This window comes from Brevundimonas sp. FG128 (assembly GCF_057809775.1).
In genome coordinates this window covers 1-17,420 of sequence record NZ_JBMDKP010000001.1, presented here as the reverse complement: position 1 = coordinate 17,420, position 17,420 = coordinate 1, and the positions used below count along the sequence as shown (strand labels likewise).

At 65.1% G+C, this 17,420-nt stretch carries 18 protein-coding genes and 1 riboswitch; of the genes, 8 read left to right on the top strand and 10 right to left on the bottom strand.

Going from position 1 to position 17,420, the window contains the following annotated elements:
• Positions 1-36: 36 nt before the first annotated feature.
• From ACODSC_RS00090 to ACODSC_RS00080, 3 genes are all read right to left on the bottom strand, one after another.
• Complete coding sequence (locus tag ACODSC_RS00090) at positions 37-555, bottom strand: hemerythrin domain-containing protein (protein WP_488810644.1); 519 nt, start codon at positions 553-555, stop codon at positions 37-39.
• Between the two features lie 91 nt (positions 556-646).
• Positions 647-1,990, bottom strand: coding sequence for a hypothetical protein (locus ACODSC_RS00085; RefSeq protein WP_488810642.1), 1,344 nt, complete (start codon positions 1,988-1,990; stop codon positions 647-649).
• A gap of 131 nt (positions 1,991-2,121) precedes the next feature.
• On the bottom strand, positions 2,122-2,895 hold the full coding sequence (locus ACODSC_RS00080) for a YebC/PmpR family DNA-binding transcriptional regulator (protein ID WP_488810640.1): 774 nt from the start codon (positions 2,893-2,895) through the stop codon (positions 2,122-2,124).
• A 137-nt stretch (positions 2,896-3,032) separates the two neighbouring features.
• Between ACODSC_RS00080 and ACODSC_RS00075 the strand changes: the two genes are divergently transcribed.
• Positions 3,033-3,233: a hypothetical protein gene (locus tag ACODSC_RS00075; protein WP_488810638.1), complete on the top strand. Its 201-nt coding sequence runs from the start codon at positions 3,033-3,035 to the stop codon at positions 3,231-3,233.
• 463 nt (positions 3,234-3,696) lie between these two features.
• Here ACODSC_RS00075 and ACODSC_RS00070 read toward each other — a convergent pair whose 3' ends face one another.
• Complete coding sequence (locus tag ACODSC_RS00070) at positions 3,697-4,131, bottom strand: acyl-CoA thioesterase (protein WP_488810636.1); 435 nt, start codon at positions 4,129-4,131, stop codon at positions 3,697-3,699.
• Between the two features lie 138 nt (positions 4,132-4,269).
• Between ACODSC_RS00070 and ACODSC_RS00065 the strand changes: the two genes are divergently transcribed.
• Positions 4,270-5,400, top strand: a complete 1,131-nt coding sequence (locus ACODSC_RS00065; RefSeq protein WP_488810634.1) for a zinc-dependent alcohol dehydrogenase family protein — start codon at positions 4,270-4,272, stop codon at positions 5,398-5,400.
• Here ACODSC_RS00065 and ACODSC_RS00060 read toward each other — a convergent pair.
• The 4 genes from ACODSC_RS00060 to ACODSC_RS00045 form a co-directional block, all read right to left on the bottom strand.
• A complete protein-coding gene (locus ACODSC_RS00060; protein ID WP_488810632.1) occupies positions 5,397-6,242 on the bottom strand; it encodes a ribokinase in 846 nt (281 codons plus the stop codon). The two genes, ACODSC_RS00065 and ACODSC_RS00060, sit on opposite strands and share 4 nt — an antisense overlap.
• Positions 6,239-7,192 (bottom strand): nucleoside hydrolase, encoded by a 954-nt coding sequence (locus ACODSC_RS00055; RefSeq protein ID WP_488810630.1) that lies wholly within the window; start codon positions 7,190-7,192, stop codon positions 6,239-6,241. Before ACODSC_RS00055 ends, ACODSC_RS00060 begins: the two co-directional genes overlap by 4 nt.
• A gap of 226 nt (positions 7,193-7,418) precedes the next feature.
• Complete coding sequence (gene cuyB, locus ACODSC_RS00050; protein WP_488810628.1) at positions 7,419-8,093, bottom strand: cysteate racemase; 675 nt, start codon at positions 8,091-8,093, stop codon at positions 7,419-7,421.
• 137 nt (positions 8,094-8,230) lie between these two features.
• Entirely contained in the window at positions 8,231-8,809 is a 579-nt protein-coding gene (locus ACODSC_RS00045) for a hypothetical protein (RefSeq protein ID WP_488810626.1), read from the bottom strand.
• Positions 8,810-8,892: 83 nt separating this feature from the next.
• On the opposite strand from ACODSC_RS00045, the gene ACODSC_RS00040 reads away from it, so the two are divergent.
• Positions 8,893-9,303 carry a hypothetical protein gene (locus tag ACODSC_RS00040; protein WP_488810624.1) on the top strand — a complete coding sequence of 137 codons (411 nt, stop codon included), beginning with the start codon at positions 8,893-8,895 and terminating at the stop codon, positions 9,301-9,303.
• Between the two features lie 1,408 nt (positions 9,304-10,711).
• Here ACODSC_RS00040 and ACODSC_RS00035 read toward each other — a convergent pair.
• Positions 10,712-10,948, bottom strand: a complete 237-nt coding sequence (locus ACODSC_RS00035; RefSeq protein ID WP_488810622.1) for a DUF3253 domain-containing protein — start codon at positions 10,946-10,948, stop codon at positions 10,712-10,714.
• 14 nt (positions 10,949-10,962) lie between these two features.
• Positions 10,963-11,961 carry a D-cysteate sulfo-lyase gene (cuyA, locus tag ACODSC_RS00030; protein ID WP_488810620.1) on the bottom strand — a complete coding sequence of 333 codons (999 nt, stop codon included), beginning with the start codon at positions 11,959-11,961 and terminating at the stop codon, positions 10,963-10,965.
• 86 nt (positions 11,962-12,047) lie between these two features.
• On the opposite strand from cuyA, the gene ACODSC_RS00025 reads away from it, so the two are divergent.
• The 5 genes from ACODSC_RS00025 (at position 12,048) to ACODSC_RS00005 (ending at position 17,406) form a co-directional block, all read left to right on the top strand.
• Positions 12,048-12,878: a TIGR02587 family membrane protein gene (locus tag ACODSC_RS00025; protein ID WP_488810618.1), complete on the top strand. Its 831-nt coding sequence runs from the start codon at positions 12,048-12,050 to the stop codon at positions 12,876-12,878.
• A 6-nt stretch (positions 12,879-12,884) separates the two neighbouring features.
• Positions 12,885-13,262: a hypothetical protein gene (locus ACODSC_RS00020; RefSeq protein WP_488810616.1), complete on the top strand. Its 378-nt coding sequence runs from the start codon at positions 12,885-12,887 to the stop codon at positions 13,260-13,262.
• Between the two features lie 16 nt (positions 13,263-13,278).
• Positions 13,279-13,387: riboswitch (TPP riboswitch) on the top strand.
• A gap of 137 nt (positions 13,388-13,524) precedes the next feature.
• On the top strand, positions 13,525-15,354 hold the full coding sequence (gene thiC, locus ACODSC_RS00015) for a phosphomethylpyrimidine synthase ThiC (protein ID WP_488812112.1): 1,830 nt from the start codon (positions 13,525-13,527) through the stop codon (positions 15,352-15,354).
• Between the two features lie 58 nt (positions 15,355-15,412).
• Positions 15,413-17,146, top strand: a complete 1,734-nt coding sequence (locus tag ACODSC_RS00010) for an ATP-dependent nuclease (protein WP_488810614.1) — start codon at positions 15,413-15,415, stop codon at positions 17,144-17,146.
• Between the two features lie 83 nt (positions 17,147-17,229).
• Positions 17,230-17,406, top strand: coding sequence for a hypothetical protein (locus ACODSC_RS00005; RefSeq protein ID WP_488810612.1), 177 nt, complete (start codon positions 17,230-17,232; stop codon positions 17,404-17,406).
• The last annotated feature ends 14 nt before the right edge of the window (positions 17,407-17,420 follow it).

Below are 17,420 nucleotides of genomic sequence, written 5' to 3'. Positions count from 1 at the left end.
GGACAGTCCTGCGACAACCTGTTCGCAGGCTGGCGGTCAGCCGTGCTTCTCGACATAGGACTCGGGGTCCTTGTTCACCGGCTTGATCCCCGTGATGTGCTCGGCCTCGAAGGCGGCGAACCTGACCGCCAGCGCATGGCGCGTCTCGATGTCCGCATTGATGCGGAAGTCGGTCAGGCCCTGCCGTTCCTCTTCGCCCATGTGCTTGGAGTTGACGACGTTCGCCTCGCCCACGGCGTCGAACCAGGCCTTGGTTCCCACCTCCTGCTGCTCCACCGCCTTGACTGCATCGCGCAGCTTGTTGTGATCCTCGATGGCGTCCTCGGTCTCGCCCTCGACCGTGCCGTCCTCGGCGTCGTTGGCGCCCTCGCCCAGCTTCATCAGGTCGGGATAGAAGAACCGCTCCTCGGCCTCGGCGTGCACGTCCAGAAACGCCGACAGCCTCAGCCACACGGCGCTCAGCGCATCCACGTCCTTGGGATCGATCTGTTCGATGATCGCGAACAGCCGGCGCTGTTCGGCATGGTCGTCGAGGATCAGCTGGGTGATGTCCATGGGTCGCTCCGGGCGTAACGGTGAAGCCACGTTACGCCCGCCGAGCGGTGGAGTTCCCTGCGAACGACTCGCTGGCGTCAGACGCCTGACTTCAGCCGACGATGGCCTGCAGCTGGGCCGCCGCCTCGGCGATGGTCGCACGACCGCCGCGACCGCGACGTGCGGCGTCCAGGGCGGCGGCGGACATGGCGCCCTCGGCGCGCGAGGTCTCCAGATCCTCGCGCAGGGCGCTGATCTGCTGGGTCAGGGTCTGGACGCGCGCGTCATGTTCGTCCTGGGCGGTGGCAAGCTTGGCCTGCAGCTTCACCATCCGCTCCTCGGCGCGGGCGATGGCCTTGTCGTGGGCCATGGCCGCCTTGCTCAGGGCCTCGGCGCGATCGACGGCCGCGACGCGGGCGACCTCCATGGCCGACTGACGCTGGCGCGCCTCCTCGGTCTCGATCTCCAGGGCGCGGACGCGTTCGACCGCCCGGTCCAGCGTGACCTGCAATGTGTCGGCGCGACGCTCGACGGCGTGACCGCCGGTTTGCAGCGCGTTCAGCCGCGCAGCCTGTTCGCTGTTCAGCACCTCCAGCCCGTTGGCGCGGGCGGTGGCGGTGTCCAGTCGGGCCGTAAGGGCGGCGATCTCGGCACGGGCGGATTCCACATGGCTTTCCAGCGAGCGAATGGCGCGTGCGGCCTCGGCCTGTTCGGAAGCGGCGCGGGCGCGTTCCGTCGCCAGCTGCCCTTCGTTGGCCGCCGAGGCGCGCGCCAGGCCCGCCACCTCGGTGCCGACCTCGTCGACCCGGCGACGCAGCGCCGTGTTTTCGTCCACCACCAGGGCCAGGTCGCGCTGGACTTGGCCGCGCGTGGCCTCAGATTCCGACCGCGCGGTCTCGGCCGACTTCAGCTGGTTGCGTAGCGATTCCTGATCCTGCTCCAGCTCGCGGATGCGCTGGGCTGAGGCGCGCTCGACGGTCTCCAGCCCCTCGATCTTCGTCGCGGCCTGGGCCAGTTCGTTGCGCAGCCGACCCAGTTCGACCCGGGCCTCCTGCAGATTGACCGTGGTCTCGCCCCCGCGCGCCGCCAGATCGTCGGCCTTGGCCTCGGACTCGGCCAAGGCGTCCGACAGCTTGCGCACCTCTGCGTGCAGCAGGCTGGCCTGCTTCATCGCATCGGCGTTGGCGTTGCGCAGATTGACCAGTTCGACGTGGTTGTCGCGGCGCGAGCGGAACTCGGCTTCCAGCGGATCACGCAGCTGGCCCAGCAGGGTCTCGAAGGTGCCGAACCGCTGCGCCATCTCCGACAGTTGATCCAGACTGTCCTGAATGGTTTCGAACCGCTCGCCGATCAGACCGGCGACCTCCTGTTCGGTCGCCCGGTTCGAGCCTACGGCCTCGTCCTTGCCCTCGGTCTTGCCACGCGACAGCACCCGGTCGATTCTGGTCAGCTTCATGGTCGCGCCCCCGCGTGTACCCGCTTCGCGACGGCGACCCCAACCCGCCCCAAAAGACGAATCGAACCGCTCACCGTCCTATGGCGAGACGTTAATCGGAGGTTACGACCCTGTCGAGACCCGCGTTCGCCCTAGCCCGCGTATTTGGCCGCGTCCTCGTCGGAAATCTCTTCGTTGGAATAGACCGACGACACGTCGTCCTCGGCGTCCAGCGCGTCCAGCAGCTTCATCAGCGTGCCCACGGCCTCGCCGGTGACCGGCACGTTCGACTGCGGCTTCCACACGATGGCGGTGGACTTGGGATCGCCCAGCACCTTGGACATGGCCTCGGCCACCTCGTTCAGGTCCTCGAAGGCGGTCCAGATCGTGTGGCCCGGCGCGTCCTCGTAGATGTCGGGCTTGACCAGGTCGCTCTCGACGTCCTGGGCGCCGGCCTCGATGGCGGCCTCCATGACGGCGTCCTCGGTCCCGGCCTCGGCCTTGTATCTGATTTGCCCCACTTTATCCCACATGAAGGCGACCGAGTTCATCTCGCTCAGCGCCCCGCCGTTCTTCTTGAACGCCGCGCCGATGTTGGACGCCGCGCGGTTGCGGTTGTCGGTCAGGGCCTCGACGATGATGCCCACGCCGCCCGGACCCCGGCCCTCGTAGCGGACCTCTTCCATCGTATCGACGTCGCCGCCCGAGGCCTTGTTGATGGCCCGCTGGATCACGTCCTTGGGCAGGCTCTCGGCCTTGGCGTTGTTGACCGCCAGACGCAGGCGCGGGTTCAGCGCCGGATCGGGCATGCCGTTCTTGGCCGCCACGGTGATGTCGCGCGACAGTTTGGAGAACAGCTTGGAGCGCTGCGCATCGGCGCGCCCCTTGCGGTGCATGATGTTCTTGAATTTCGAATGGCCGGCCATGGGATCGTCTTCGCGCGTTCTGAAACCTGAGCCGGGCGTCCTAGCGGAAGAGCGGCAGGCTGTCACGATGCCGCTTCGGTGTGGAACCTCGACCGTTTGCGCGTATTGATCCCCCGGCAAGCAGACGGAGCGCAGCCATGACCGCAGAAGACACCATCTACGAAGCCGAAGGCTATATGGACGACGACCTGCACGAGGCCGACATCGTCGAATGGTACGAGGCCCGCCCCGTCACCGTCCCCGCCGCCGTCGCCGCCGGCTCCATCATCGCCGCCTTCACCCTGGGCGCCCTCACCGCCGTCGGCGCCCTGTTCCTCATCGGCCGCCTGGACGACTGAGGCTCACACGCTTTTCTAGTTGCCGTCATCCTCGGGCTTGTCCCGAGGATCCAGACTCCCTGCCTTCCTCCCCGCCTTCGCTATCGCCCCCAGGCGAAAACAGCCCGGTCTCGAAGGGCTCTCACACCCCAGACGAACGCCAAGCCTCCCCCAGCCAAGACCATGTGACCGACAATCTCCACTGGTCGCGCGCCAGCAGCGAGGAACAGGCTAAGGCAGAGCCCTCCGAGCGCGCCCAGCAACGCTACAATCAGATATTCCCACCAGAGAGATATTGGCGAGGACGCCATGAATATCGTCGGCACGATCAGCATCATAAAGCAGAATGCGATCCCGGCGCCGAAGAGGGTATGAGTCTGACCGGACGTTCGCCCGCCCAGAGCGGACAACACGACCGCCAGGGCGGCAAGAACAACAGCTGTAGCCCGGACAATCCTTGGGCTTTTGTTGAGCGTCACCAACCTCACCCCGCCCGCAGGTTCTCCACCACCGCCCTCAGCTTGGCCGGCAGCGGCTTGGGCCGGCGCGTTTCGGCGTCGACATAGACATGCACGAAATGGCCGATGGCGGCGGGGACGTCGGCGCTGCGCTTGAACACGGCGAAGCCGTAGCTGACGCTGGAGGTGCCGACCTTGTCCACCTTGATCCCGACCTCGATCACATCGGGGAACTTCAGCGCCGAGGTGTAGCGGCAGCCCGAATCCACCACCAGGCCGATGGATTCGTCCAGCGCATTGGCGATCAGCAGGTGGGCGTTCACGGCCGAGTCGACGAACTCGTAGAATTTGGCGTTGTTGATGTGGCCGTACTGGTCGTTGTCGGCCCAGCGCGTCGAGACCATGTGGAAGGCCTTGTAGGTGGCGCGTTCGGCCAGCGGGCCTTCGTTTCTGTTGGACATCGTCTCTCTCCCTCGGCGACGTCCGACCCGTCGCTCTCCCCGTGACGCTCGGGCTTGGACGACGTGGCGTCAAGCGCCTATCGAAGGACCAGCGATCACGAACGCGCTGGCCGACAGCGCCCCAGAGGGCCGACCGACATGAGCCTCCAGACCCGCGCCGCCGTCCTGTCCCGCATGGGCGCCGCCCGCCCCTACGCCGACAGCCGCCCCCTGTCGGTCGAGACCGTGACGCTGGACCCGCCGGGCCCCGGCGAGGTCCTGGTCGCCATCAAGGCCGCCGGCCTGTGCCACTCGGACCTTTCCGTCATCAACGGCGACCGCCCCCGCCCCCTCCCCATGGCCCTGGGGCATGAGGCCGCCGGCGTGGTCGAGGCTTTGGGCGACGGCGTCACGGACCTCCAGATCGGCGATCACGTCGTCATGGTCTTCATGCCCTCCTGCGGCCATTGCGACCCCTGCGCCGGCGGCCGTCCCGCCCTGTGCGAGCCCGGCGCCGTCGCCAACGGTCGGGGCGAGCTTCTGTCCGGCGCCCGTCGCATCTTCCGAGAAGGCGAACCGGTCAACCACCACCTCGGCTGTTCCGCCTTCGCCGCCCACGCCGTCGTCTCGCGCCGCTCCCTGGTCAAGATCGACCCGGACCTGTCGTTCGAGGAGGCGGCCCTGTTCGGCTGCGCCGTCCTGACCGGCGTCGGCGCGGTGGTGAACACGGCGGGCGTCAAAGCGGGCCAGAGCGTCGCGGTCATCGGCCTGGGCGGCGTCGGCCTGGCCAGCGTCCTGGGCGCCCTGGCCAGCGGCGCCTCCCCCGTCATCGCCGTCGATCTGTCCGAGGAAAAACTGGCCCTGGCCCGCACCCTCGGCCCGGTCCAGACCGTCAACGGCGCCGATCCCGATGTGGTCGATCAGGTCCGCGCCCTGACCCACGGCGGCGCCGACTTCGCCTTCGAAATGGCCGGCTCGGCCCGCGCCCTCGACAACGCCTGGAAGATGACCCGACGCGGCGGCGCCACCCTCACCGCCGGCCTGCCGCCCGCCGACGCAGCCCTGGCCGTCAACATCGTCTCCCTGGTCGGCGAGGAGCGCACCCTGAAGGGCTCCTACATCGGCACCTGCGTCCCCAACCGCGACATCCCCCGCTACGTCGCCCTCTACCGCCAGGGCCGCCTGCCCGTGAACCGGCTTATGAGCGGCGTCATCCCGCTCGACGACATCAACGCCGGCTTCGACCGCCTGCACGCGGGCGAGGTGGTGCGGCTGATCGTGCGCCCCTAACGCGCCAGCAGCGCCTCGACCTCATCCCGCTCCGGGGCCGACGGCTGAGCCCCCGCGCGTGTCGCCGCGAACGCTCCCGCCGCGCAGGCGAACCGCAGGGCCTGCGCCGGTTCCATGCCTTCCAGCAGGGCCACGACGATGGCCGCCACGAAGGCGTCGCCGGCGCCGGTCGCATCGACCGCCTCGACTGCGGGCGGGGTCGCCCAGGCCATTTCGACGCCGCGCTGGTACATGGCCGCGCCCTTGGCGCCCTTGGTCACCACCACCCTGCCGCCGCCCCGGTGCAGGCTGTCGCCATAAAAGGCGGCCTCGGTCTCATTGACGACGATCAGATCGCAGCGGCGCAGCAGGGCCTCCGACACCGGCGCGGCGGGCGCCAGATTGGCGCAGACGAAGCCGGTCGACCGACCCACCGCCGCCTCCACCGTCGCGAGCGGCAGCTCCAGCTGAACGATCAACGCCCCCTCGATCCGCTGCGGCAGTTGTTCGGGCGTCACGAAATGATTGGCGCCGGCCGCGACCACGATCTGGTTCTCGCCCGATGGATCGACGGCGATCAGGGCCACGCCGGTCGGCGCCGCCACATCGACCTCCACCCCCGCCAGATCGACGCCCAGGTCCGACATCAGCGCCAGGGCCTCGCCCGCCATGGCGTCGTCGCCGACCCGGCCGATCAGACAGACCTCGGCCCCCAGTTTCTCGGCGGCATAGGCCTGGTTAGCGCCCTTGCCCCCCGGATAGCGCGCCAGGGTCGCCCCGGTCACCGTCTCGCCCGGCGCCGGCAGGCGGGGCGCCGCCGCGACCAGGTCCAGGTTGATCGAGCCGACGACGGTGATCCTCATGCCCCCGTTCCTCGCGCCTGATCCCTCAACTTGCCGACGATCAGGTCGAACACCCCCTGCCCGTCCGCGGCCACGACCCAGCGATGCCGCGCCGTCGCCGGATCGACCCGGAACTCCACCGCCGTATGACCGCGGGTCAGCTCCGACGTCGTCTCGACCTCGATCCGGCACGGCCGGGTCTGGAACAGTTCCGGCTTCAACAGCCAGGCCACGGTGCAGGGGTCATGCAGCGGGGCTGAATCCCACCCCACCACCTCGCGCTCGACCCGCTGCGAGAACCTCAACATCGCCGCCGTAGCCCGCGCCGCCTCGCTGCCCACCGCCTCGATCGCGGCGATCCGGTCCTCCGTCGCGCGCACCTGGTGGGTGGCGTCCAGCCCCAGGGCGATCACCTCGCACCCCGATCCGAACACCACCGCCGCCGCATCCGGGTCGGCCCAGATGTTGAACTCGGCCGAGGCGGTGATGTTGCCGCCTTCGGACCGCGCACCGCCCATGACGACCACCGGTCCCAGCCAGTCGGCCAGCCGCCGCTCGCGCCGCATCGCCAGGGCCAGATTGGTCATCGGCCCCATGACGGCGACCGCGACCGAACCCTGCGGCCGGCTCATCACCAGATCGACGATGGCGTTGGCCGCCGGCCCGTCGCCGACGATCCCCGTCGGTTCGAACGGCTCCAGATCGCCCAGCCCCTCGGGCCCGTGAAACTCGCCCGCCCCCGCCGGCGGACGCTTCAGCGGCCGTTCCGCTCCGCCGAACACCGGCACATCCTCGCGCCCGGCGATCTGGCGCACGATGCGCGCATTGCGCTGGGTCAGGGCGCCGGGGACATTGCCCCCCACGGTCGCGACCGCCAACAGATCCAGCTCGGGCGCCGCAAAGGCCAGGAACAACGCCACGGCGTCATCCACGCCGGGGTCGCAATCGATGATAAGGGATTGAATAGACACCCGCTTCGTTTGCCGCCCCAAGCGCCGCCTAGCAAGCCCCTCCACAAAACCCTTTCGTCATCCTCCGACGAGCCGCCTCTTCGCGGCGCAGATCGGGGGACCCAGCGGCGCGCGAGAGCGCGAACCTGTCACGAATGCAATCGCTCAAACGTGGTGCTGCGGCGAGATCGCCGTCGGCGCCGCTGGGTCCCCCGGTCTCGCTCCGCTCGCCGGAGGATGACGAAAGTTACAGACACGCCCCCACGCACACCCGCGCCAGCACCTCGGCCGAGTCCGTCAGCGGAACGGCTGCATCCTCCGCCCCCAGCAACAGCGGAACCTCCGTACACCCCGCGATCAAGGCCTGCGCGCCTGCCTCCGCCAGGGCCTGGGCCAGCCCGCGCATCCCCACCCGCGCCGCCTCGCCCACATCGCCGCGCTTGACCCCATAGACCAGCGCCATGAAGGCCTCGCGGTCCGCCCCGTCCAGCAGAACCGTCTCCACCCCGCGCGCTCCCAGCGCCGCCTGATAAAGCCGCTCCCCGTCCGGCGTCGCCAGCACGGCGATCCGCTGCACACCCGACACGACCGCCGCATCCGCCGTCGCCGCGATCATGTCGATGAAGCTTAGGCCCTGCGCCTCACACACGGCCCGGATCGCGCCCGCCTGCGCATGGGCGGTGTTGCAAGGCATGGCGATCACCTCGGCCCCCGCCGCCGCCAGCCGCGCGGCCATCTGACCCAGAACCACCTCCGCCACGCCCGGCCGGGTGTTGCGATCCGGCACCTGCGGGTTCAGGTCCATCAAAACCCGGATGTGATCCGCATCCCCCTGCGCCGGCGTCAACGCCTGCACCCGGTCCAGAAACGCCACCGTCGCCGCCGGTCCCATACCCCCGATGACGCCCAGAATCTTGCTCATGTGCTATTCCAGATGAAGCTTCGGCTTTTCGACGCAGCAAGACGGCATCTCGCCTAGACGAAGTTTGCGCTCTGTAGACAGTCCCAATATCGGCCATGGTTGGAAACCTGCCATTAGCGCGAGCGATGTATCGGGCCTCAATTACTGGAGCCCGCTGTCAGGACATCAACTCCCTCCAGCGTCGGCGGCGCGAGACCGGCAAATGTGTGTAAGCGCGCGAGGGCGTCCTCGGCCCAATGCGAAAGATCACCGACGATGAGCGTTCGATCGGCGTCCGGATCAAGGTATACGGCGAGCCGCATCGTCTCCGCGCAGTGGGCGGGTCTGGGCGCCGTAGCACATGTCGAATGCAGGATGGCCACCGCCATGATTTCTCCGCTTGATGTGAGAAACACAGCCCCCTTTTCGGGACAGGAATGAAGTCGGCAGGCCGTGAATCTATAGAGATTTTCGACGATGATCGGCGCATCGGGCGGACCGCCCAGCACGGCCCGTGCTTGGTCACGAACCGATCCGCGTTCCCATAGATAAGCGGCCTGGCGCTCACCCAGGAACCGCCCCAAAGCCTGTCTGAACCCAGTATCCCAGACGAGATTGTTGGTCGTGCGACAAGCGCTGAGGCTGGAAAGACCGCAGGATGTCGGCGGGGTCTGCTCGGGGCTTTGCTGCGGCGCGGTCGAGAACGCCAGAAGCAGGCCGAGAACCTTCCAGATCATGGGGAGCTCAATTCCATCAACGGACGTGCCGCAACGGGACCATCACAGAGTGGTCGACCGTCCGCAATGGGTTGGCTTGCGTCATGGACGACATCGCCGAAACCGGAACCTCGAAGCGCAGCCGACGACACTCCGGGGTTCGGCTGAGGGTGGAAAGCGGACATCGGCAGATATACGCTTTGTCGAGCGGAGGATCAGCAGTGTCACACGGAGCTAACGTCGGTGCCTACGTTCTCGCAGTTTATGTGCTGCCAGCAGCGGTAGTCGTCGGAGTTGCCTTCGCCTTCGTTAAACCGAAGGCGCGGGCCATAATCGCCAGCGCAGTTGCGGCGCTTTTCTGGTGCTATTCGCTGTGGGTCGGTGGGTCGATGCTGCTTTACCCCGCGCCGCTGATGACCGCCCTTGGGGGCATAGCTGGGCTGATCGCCTTGGCTATAGTTTCGTCTCTGATCGCGCGGTGGGCTTATGTGCGAGCCTTCTCGAAGGTCCGCTAAGGGTGGGAAGCGGACATTGTAGCGCGAGGCTTAACTCTCTAGAGCCCATAGCGCGAGGCCACCGATTACCATCATGGTCGCCAGCCCCATGATGTAGGCAGGCGTCTGCTGATCCCGGTTTGGTGCGCTCAGCAAAGCAACTCCGCAGGCGGCTGCTGCAATAAGAAAGCCGGTTATCAGCGACACTCCGTAGAATGTGCGAACGAGCATAGAGATAAGCACCGAACCAACGGCCACTGCGGTGAGGATTATGAGCGTTTTCGCGGTCGGCTGCATCTTCGACCATAATCGCTAATCGGAGGCTGTCCGCAATGGGTCGAGTTCAGTCTTGGGCATCACCGCCGAAAGCATTCGTTGGCCTTTAGGCCGAAAACGGACGCGCCGAACTGCGGCTAGGGGTGGACAGCAGAAGTTGCCCATCTCTATCTTCAGGCTGAGGTGGATAGTTCATGGTTGACTTGCACGAAGGTCGAGGACCTAAAACGAACAGCCGCGCAGCGGCCGTTACGTGGGGAGGATTGGCTTTGCTTGCCGCCCGACTTCCCGCGGAAATGCTCAGCGCCGGTCCTTTGATCGAGGAAGGGCTCTTCTACGTGGGCCTAGTCGCTGTCTTCGCCGGCGTCGCTTGGCAGCAACGGTCGGAGAGGCGAGCGAAGCGCTAACCGACGTCTGCAACGACTCGATTTCGGTCCTGGAACTTGGCTCCGAAAGTGAACGTTGGCCGCCAGGACGGAAAGCGGTCATCGCCGTCGTCCGGTAGGGGTGGTTAGCGGACGTTAGTTTACGTAGTAGCGTCCAACTTATGAAGCGCTCCCTATTCGTCTTATTCGCCGCTTTACCCTCATGCGCGCTATCCGCTGATCGCCAAGAGGAACGGCTGATCGGGAGAGCAAAACAAGTCGTAGAAGCCTGCGCTCTGAGGGAAGCCTGCGCTCAGCGTTCAGATCGAACAGCCAGTGGATATCGAGCCTGCTCCGCCGCTAGGCTCGCACTCCGATCCTCAAAATGGATTGATGATAAAAGGCTGACTGTGACGTTGAGCTGCGCAACTGGTGATGGTTATCTCTTCCAAGTTGTCGTCGAAGGTGCCAGTGGGCCTACATTTGAGGAAGTTGTCCAATGTCGCCGAACGGGTTGCCCTGCACTTGAGGTCGCCTTCGCGCCAGCTCTGTAGGAGAACGTCCGCAAAGGGTCGGGTTGCGAAGTTAGCGCTTGGCCCAAAAGCGGACCTCACGCCTCTGCATCATTTGATGAGGCTCATTGGCGATCCTTTCGCCGCCAGGCGCGGCGCCTTTCGACAAGGACAGTGACGACCACGACGAGCAGCCCTGACAAGAGAAACAGAACGCCCACCCACGTTTAGTAGGACAGGACCTGAAGCCAATCGGTTCTGGTCATAGAGTCTCTCCTATCCGCCGCGACCGATCCGATACGGCCCCGCCCGCGTCGCCAGCCTGTGACCTTTCCAGCTCAGACGCACCAGCCCGTCGCTCACCATCTGATCGACGACCGCGTGAACCTCCGGCATCGCGTCACGCCATTCCCCGTCCGGGCCAGCCAAAGCCCGCGCCACCTCGCTGGGGCAGACGGTCGCGTCCTTCGCACGGGAGGCCAGCAACGCCAGCGTCGCCTCGCGCGCGTCCACGCCGCTCGCCGCCCCTACAGCGCCCCTTCGATCTCGCTCTGATAGCCGAACAACCCCTGCGCCCCGCCGGTATGCAGGAAGACCACCGTCTCGCCGCGGAACTGCCCGGCCCGCGCCAGGGCGATCAGCCCCTTCATCGCCTTGCCGGAATAGACCGGGTCCAGCACGATCCCGTCCAGACGCGCCGCCAGGGTCAGGGCGTCGATCACCCCCTGGTCGATCAGGCCGTAGCCCTCGCCCACATAGTCGCAGTCGGCGACCACCCTCTCGCGCGTTACCCGCCCCGGCTGGCCCAGCAGGGCGGCCGTCTCCTCGGCCAGTTTGAAGACGTTGGCCTCCTGCTTCTCCCTGGGCGCCCGCACCCCGATGCCCAGCACCGGAATGTCGGCCCCCATGACCGCCAGCCCGGCGACCAGGCCCGCATGGGTGCCCGCGCTGCCCGTCGCCGTCACGATCCGGTGGACCTCCAGGTCCATCTCGTCGGCCTGGACCACGATCTCGCGCGCGCAGTCGACATAGCCCAAGGCTCCAATCGGGTTCGAACCGCCGCCAGGGATGACATAGGGCTTTCCGCCCCGCGCCCGCACGGCCTCCGCCGTCGTCTCCAGCTCGGCGACCATGTCCGTCCCGCCCGGCACGGTGCGGATGCTGGCCCCGAACAGCCGGTCCAGCAGCACGTTGCCGTTGCCGACATAGTCGCTGGCCTTGGACCCCGTCCGCTCCTCCAGAATGATCTCGCAGGCCAGGCCGTGTGCGGCCGCCGCCGCTGCGGTTTGCCGCACATGGTTCGACTGCACCGCCCCTTGCGTCACCAGCGTATCGGCGTCCTGCTCGAACGCCGCGCCCAGCAGGAACTCCAGCTTGCGCGTCTTGTTACCGCCGCCCGCCAGGCCGGTGCAGTCATCGCGCTTGATCCACAGATCCACGCCCAACTCCTCCGACAACCGGGGCAGCGGCTCCAGCGGCGTCGGCAGATGGGCCAGGCGGATGCGGGCGAAACGGGCGAGATGCATGGGGAAGGGTCCTGTTCACCGCCTTGATAGCGCGCCCGCATGACAGGCCCAAGGAGCCAAAGCCTTCCACCAAGCGTTGCCGTCGCATGACCGCCGCCGCCCCCCTTTTCGATCTTCGTCGCGAGCGCGCCTATTTCCGCGATCTGGGCCGCGCCTTCGCCGGCGCCCTGGTGTTCAACATCCCGCTGCTGATGACCATGGAGATGTGGGAGCAGGGCGTGGTCATGGGCCGCTGGCGGCTGCTGGTCTTCATCCTGGCCGGCCTGCCGCTGCTGTACGGCCTGGCCTATTACGCGGGCTTCTCGAAGCGGCGCGGCCTGCGCAACGACATGCTCGACACCGCCGTGGCCCTGGCGGTCGGCTTCGCCACCGCCTCGGTCCTGTTGATCCTGTTCGGCGTGGTCCAGTGGGACGCCCCGCCGCGCGAGGCGGTCGGCATGGTCGCGCTGCAGGCCGTGCCCGGCGCCATGGGGGCGCTCCTGGCCCGGCGGCAGCTCAGCGGCGATGGCGGCGGCGACACCGACGAGGAGGAGGCCTCCTATTTCGGCGAGCTGTTCCTGATGGCGGCGGGCGCGCTGTTCTTCGCCCTGAACATCGCCCCGACCGAGGAGATCATCCTGATCGCCTACAAGGCCACGCCGATACATGCCTTGGCCCTGATCGCGGTCTCTCTCGGTCTGCTGCACCTGATCGTCTTCAATGCGGGCTTCGCCGGCCAAGAGGAGGCCGAGCATCCGATGCGGGCCTTCCTGCACTTCACCCTGCCCGGCTACGCCCTGGCCCTGGGGATCAGCCTGTTCGTGCTGTGGATCTTCGGCCGGGTCGAGGGGCATTCGCTCGAAGGCGTGGTCCAGACCATGATCGTGCTGGGCTTCCCCGCCTCCATCGGCGCCGCCGCCGCCCGTCTGCTGGTCTAAGAGCTCATGTCCGCCCGAAAGAAGATCGCCCCCGCGCCCCGTCCGGTCCTGCAATGGGCGATGGCCGCCGTCGGCGCCGTCGTCACCCTGTCGGTGGTCGGCGTCGTCATCTGGGAGGCGGTTCAGCCCGCCGCCCCGCCAGACCTGAGCGCCCGCATCCTGCGGATCGAGACCAACCCGTCCGGCCATGTCGCGGTGGTGCGGGTGGTGAACGCGGGCGACGACACCGCCGCCGCCGTCGACATCGAGGGCGTGCTGGGCGACCAGACCGCGACGGCCAGCCTGGACTACGTCCCCGGCCACGGCCACGCCCAGGCCTATCTCCGCTTCGACGCCGACCCGCGCGCGGCGTCCGTCTCGGTCAAGGGCTGGTCGGCGCCCTGAGCCTGGGTTATGGTCCCTTCGTTCTCCGGGGGGTCGCGATCGAGCGGCTGAGATTGGCGTAGCCGCCTGACCCGTCGAACCTGATCCGGGTCATGCCGGCGAAGGGATGGGAAACGCTACGGGTCCACGCAACAGGACCGTTCCGCCCGACGTCGGCAGACCTCAACCGTTTGAGGCCGCCATGAACATCCAAGTCACGCCCCCCGCCCTGCCCGAAGAGCCCAATGTCGAGCTCGCCCTCAAGGACGCGCGCGATGAGGTCATGCGCGAGACCGGAACCATCCCCACCGGCGAACGCGCGGGCAGCCGCAAGGTCTATGTCGCCGGCGAGCTTTACCCCGACATCCGCGTCCCCTTCCGCGAGGTCGCCGTCCACCCGAGCGCCAACGAGCCGCCGGTGACCATCTATGACAGCTCCGGCCCCTACACCGACCCGACGGTCACCATCGACATCAAGAAGGGCCTGCCCCTGGTCAAGTCCAGCTGGCAACTGGATCGCGGCGACATCGCCCCGGTGGCGAACCCCCGCGAGGTCAAGCCCGAGGACAACGGCCATGCGTCCGGCAAGAACCTTGCCCCCCGTTTCGACGTCTCCAACCACAAGGTGTTCAAGGGCGTCGAGGGCCGCCCCGTCACCCAGTTCGAATACGCCAAGGCCGGCATCATCACGCCCGAGATGGAATATGTCGCCATCCGCGAGAACCTGCGCCGCGAGCAGGCCGCCCCCTGCATCCGCGACGGCGAGGATTTCGGCGCCGCCATCCCCGACTTCGTCACGCCCGAGTTCGTCCGGCAAGAGATCGCGCGCGGCCGCGCCATCATCCCGCACAACATCAACCACCCCGAGGTCGAGCCGATGATCATCGGCCGCAACTTCTTGGTGAAGATCAATGCGAACATCGGCAACTCGGCGGTCCTGTCCAGCGTGGACGACGAGGTCGACAAACTGGTCTGGGCCACCCGCTGGGGCGCCGACAACGTCATGGACCTGTCGACGGGCCGCAACATCCACAACATCCGCGACTGGATCATCCGCAACTCGTCCGTCCCCATCGGCACCGTGCCCATCTATCAGGCCCTGGAGAAGGTGAACGGCATAGCCGAGGACCTGACGTGGGAGGTGTTCCGCGACACCCTGATCGAACAGGCCGAACAGGGCGTGGACTATTTCACCATCCACGCGGGGGTGCGCCTGCCCTTCGTGCCGATGACGGCCAAACGCGTCACCGGCATCGTGTCGCGCGGCGGCTCCATCATGGCCAAATGGTGCCTGTCCCACCACAAGGAGAGCTTCCTCTACGAGCATTTCGAGGACATCTGCGACATCATGCGCGCCTACGATGTCAGCTTCTCATTGGGCGACGGCCTGCGCCCCGGCTCCATCGCCGACGCCAATGACGAGGCCCAGTTCGCCGAGCTGCGCACCCTGGGCGAACTGACCAAGATCGCCTGGGCCAAGGGCTGCCAGGTCATGATCGAGGGCCCCGGCCATGTGCCGATGCACAAGATCAAGGCCAATATGGATGAGCAGCTGAAACACTGCCACGAGGCGCCCTTCTATACGCTTGGCCCGCTCACCACCGACATCGCTCCCGGCTACGACCACATCACATCCGCCATCGGCGCGGCCATGATCGGCTGGTTCGGCACGGCCATGCTCTGCTACGTCACGCCCAAGGAGCATCTGGGCCTGCCCGACCGTCAGGACGTCAAGGACGGCGTCATCACCTACAAGATCGCCGCCCACGCCGCCGACCTGGCCAAGGGCCACCCCGCCGCCCGCCTGCACGACGACGCCCTGTCGCGCGCCCGGTTCGAGTTCCGCTGGGAGGACCAGTTCAACCTCGGCCTCGACCCCGAAACCGCCCGCAAATACCACGACGCCACCCTGCCCAAGGAAGCTCACAAGACCGCCCACTTCTGCTCCATGTGCGGCCCGAAATTCTGCAGCATGAAGATCAGCCAGGACATCCGCCGCGATGCCCAGGCGCAGAACGACGCGGGCGGTTCGCTGGCGGAAGCCGAGGCCGGCATGGCGGAGATGAGCGCGAAGTTCAGGGCCGGCGGCGGGGTGGTGGAGGTGAAGGTGTGAATTCAACCCTTGATCGTGTTGGCTAACTCACTACGCTCCCGACTGGGGGAGACCACGTATGCGCCTAGAATCATTCTCGGTAGAAAACTACCGTAGTATAACTCAAACACGAAAAATCGCGCTTTCTGACAACACCGTTTTGATCGGTGCCAATAACGAGGGAAAATCAAACATCCTCCGAGCACTAAGCGCAGCCATGTTTGCGCTTACACGTCATCGCCTCGGATTGCGTCGCTATCCAGCAGACAGCCAATACTTAGCGCGGCGGTCTGGAAACCCTGATCGGGTATTTATTTGGGAGCGCGACTTTCCAGTCGCGCTTCAAAATAAACCCAACGGGCGCTCGACCAAGATAATTCTTGATTTTCTGCTAGATGAAAAAGAGATTGCCGATTTTAAGACAGAGATCAAAAGCACCCTGAACGGATCACTCCCGGTCTGCGTCACGTTTGAAAAAGACTCTGTTGAGATTCACATAATAAAACAGGGTAAGGGCAGCGCACCACTTAATGCCAAGAGCGATAGGATAGCGAATTTTTTAGCAAGTAGAATTCAATTTCAGTATTTGCCTGCCGTTAGAACCGCAAAATTTGCTTCTTCTATAGTTGAGGAAATTGTTGCATCTGAGCTTCTTGCTTTGGAGCGGAACCCCGCATTCAGAGAGGCTGTCGGTGCCATTAGAGAGCTCCAAAAACCTGTATTAGAGGGATTTTCAAGCAGAGTTACAAATACGCTACAAGCTTTTCTTCCCGGCATAAAATCTGTCCAATTTTCAGTGAATGACGAGAGACGATTTAACGCGCTTCGTCACAACATTGATATTTCTGTAGATGACGGAAATGTCACCAGCTTAGACAGCAAGGGAGACGGTATCCAGAGCATTGTAGCTTTGGGTTTACGCCGACACGCACTTGAAGAAGCGAGAAACAAGTCGTCTTATATATTTGCTATCGAAGAACCGGAAGCCCATTTACATCCCGACGCAATCCATGAACTGCGGTCAGTTATTGCTGACTTAGGCAATATTGATCAAATCATTCTGACAACACACAGTCCACTGCTCGTGAATAGAAACAAAATACAGAGCAACATAGTGGTGAGCAGCTCAAAAGCCGAACCAGCAGTGAAGCTGGCTGACATTCGAACGGCCCTAGGAGTTAGATCTTACGACAACTTAGTAAATGCTGAGGTCGTTCTATTAGTTGAAGGGGATGATGACAAGATTGCCATGCGGGCTATATTATCCGATCGATCAGCTGATCTCGCCGCCGCGATCGCTGATGGCAGACTAAACATCGAACCCCTTGATGGAGCAGGATCACTGGGTGCTAAAGCTGGTTTGTTCAAAGGAATTTTGTGCTCAATCCACTGCTTTGTTGATAATGATCAAGCTGGAAGAACTGCCATCGACAAAGCCAAACTCGCCAACATTATTGGCGATGGCGACTATGGTTTAACTATTGTCGCTGGCCGACCAGAGGCTGAGTTCGAGGATATGCTTGATCCTGCAATCTACCTTGAAGCCGTAAATGCTCGATTTGGCGTCGATCTTTCCGTGATCCGACCACGCAATCGCACTGCTAAATGGTCGGCACGAATGACGGATGCGTTCAGCCAAGCTGGTGTCCCATTTGATGACTTGGTCAAAATGCGGCTTAAATTAACACTGGCTCACGCAGTAGCTGACAACCCGGCGATTTCTATCGTTTCACATTTTGAAGGCATCATCAGCACACTAGTTTCTCGTTTACAGACTAAACTATCGGTAGAAACTGACGGGTCCAGATCATAGGCCTTCGGCAACGTCGCCCCTTAGCCTATCTACGCTCGCCGTAGGACAAGGAGAAAACGGCAACTGCTAGATTGGGGACCGCGATGAACAAGATGCTGATCGACCGCGAAACCACGCTGAAGGCCCTGCGCGACGCCGCCCTGATCGCGCGCACCGGCACGCGCGAGGAGAAGTCCGGCAAGTTCCTGCCGCCGCCCGGCTGGAAGGGGCATCTGGTCACCGCCGCCGACGCCCCGGCTGCACCGAAGAAGCGCGGCTAGGCTCCCCTCTCCCA

Excerpts from the sequence above, each read along its gene's own strand:
- ACODSC_RS00080 (WP_488810640.1), bottom strand. The coding sequence starts at position 2,895 with ATGGCCGGCCATTCGAAATTCAAGAACATCATGCACCGCAAGGGGCGC.
- ACODSC_RS00090 (WP_488810644.1), bottom strand. The coding sequence starts at position 555 with ATGGACATCACCCAGCTGATCCTCGACGACCATGCCGAACAGCGCCGG.
- ACODSC_RS00020 (WP_488810616.1), top strand. The coding sequence starts at position 12,885 with ATGTCCGCCCGAAAGAAGATCGCCCCCGCGCCCCGTCCGGTCCTGCAA.
- cuyB (WP_488810628.1), bottom strand. The coding sequence starts at position 8,093 with ATGAGCAAGATTCTGGGCGTCATCGGGGGTATGGGACCGGCGGCGACG.
- cuyA (WP_488810620.1), bottom strand. The coding sequence starts at position 11,961 with ATGCATCTCGCCCGTTTCGCCCGCATCCGCCTGGCCCATCTGCCGACG.
- ACODSC_RS00065 (WP_488810634.1), top strand. The coding sequence starts at position 4,270 with ATGAGCCTCCAGACCCGCGCCGCCGTCCTGTCCCGCATGGGCGCCGCC.
- ACODSC_RS00040 (WP_488810624.1), top strand. The coding sequence starts at position 8,893 with ATGGACGACATCGCCGAAACCGGAACCTCGAAGCGCAGCCGACGACAC.
- ACODSC_RS00060 (WP_488810632.1), bottom strand. The coding sequence starts at position 6,242 with ATGAGGATCACCGTCGTCGGCTCGATCAACCTGGACCTGGTCGCGGCG.
- thiC (WP_488812112.1), top strand. The coding sequence starts at position 13,525 with ATGCGCGAGACCGGAACCATCCCCACCGGCGAACGCGCGGGCAGCCGC.
- ACODSC_RS00045 (WP_488810626.1), bottom strand. The coding sequence starts at position 8,809 with ATGATCTGGAAGGTTCTCGGCCTGCTTCTGGCGTTCTCGACCGCGCCG.
- ACODSC_RS00075 (WP_488810638.1), top strand. The coding sequence starts at position 3,033 with ATGACCGCAGAAGACACCATCTACGAAGCCGAAGGCTATATGGACGAC.
- ACODSC_RS00070 (WP_488810636.1), bottom strand. The coding sequence starts at position 4,131 with ATGTCCAACAGAAACGAAGGCCCGCTGGCCGAACGCGCCACCTACAAG.
- ACODSC_RS00010 (WP_488810614.1), top strand. The coding sequence starts at position 15,413 with ATGCGCCTAGAATCATTCTCGGTAGAAAACTACCGTAGTATAACTCAA.
- ACODSC_RS00085 (WP_488810642.1), bottom strand. The coding sequence starts at position 1,990 with ATGAAGCTGACCAGAATCGACCGGGTGCTGTCGCGTGGCAAGACCGAG.
- ACODSC_RS00025 (WP_488810618.1), top strand. The coding sequence starts at position 12,048 with ATGACCGCCGCCGCCCCCCTTTTCGATCTTCGTCGCGAGCGCGCCTAT.
- ACODSC_RS00005 (WP_488810612.1), top strand. The coding sequence starts at position 17,230 with ATGAACAAGATGCTGATCGACCGCGAAACCACGCTGAAGGCCCTGCGC.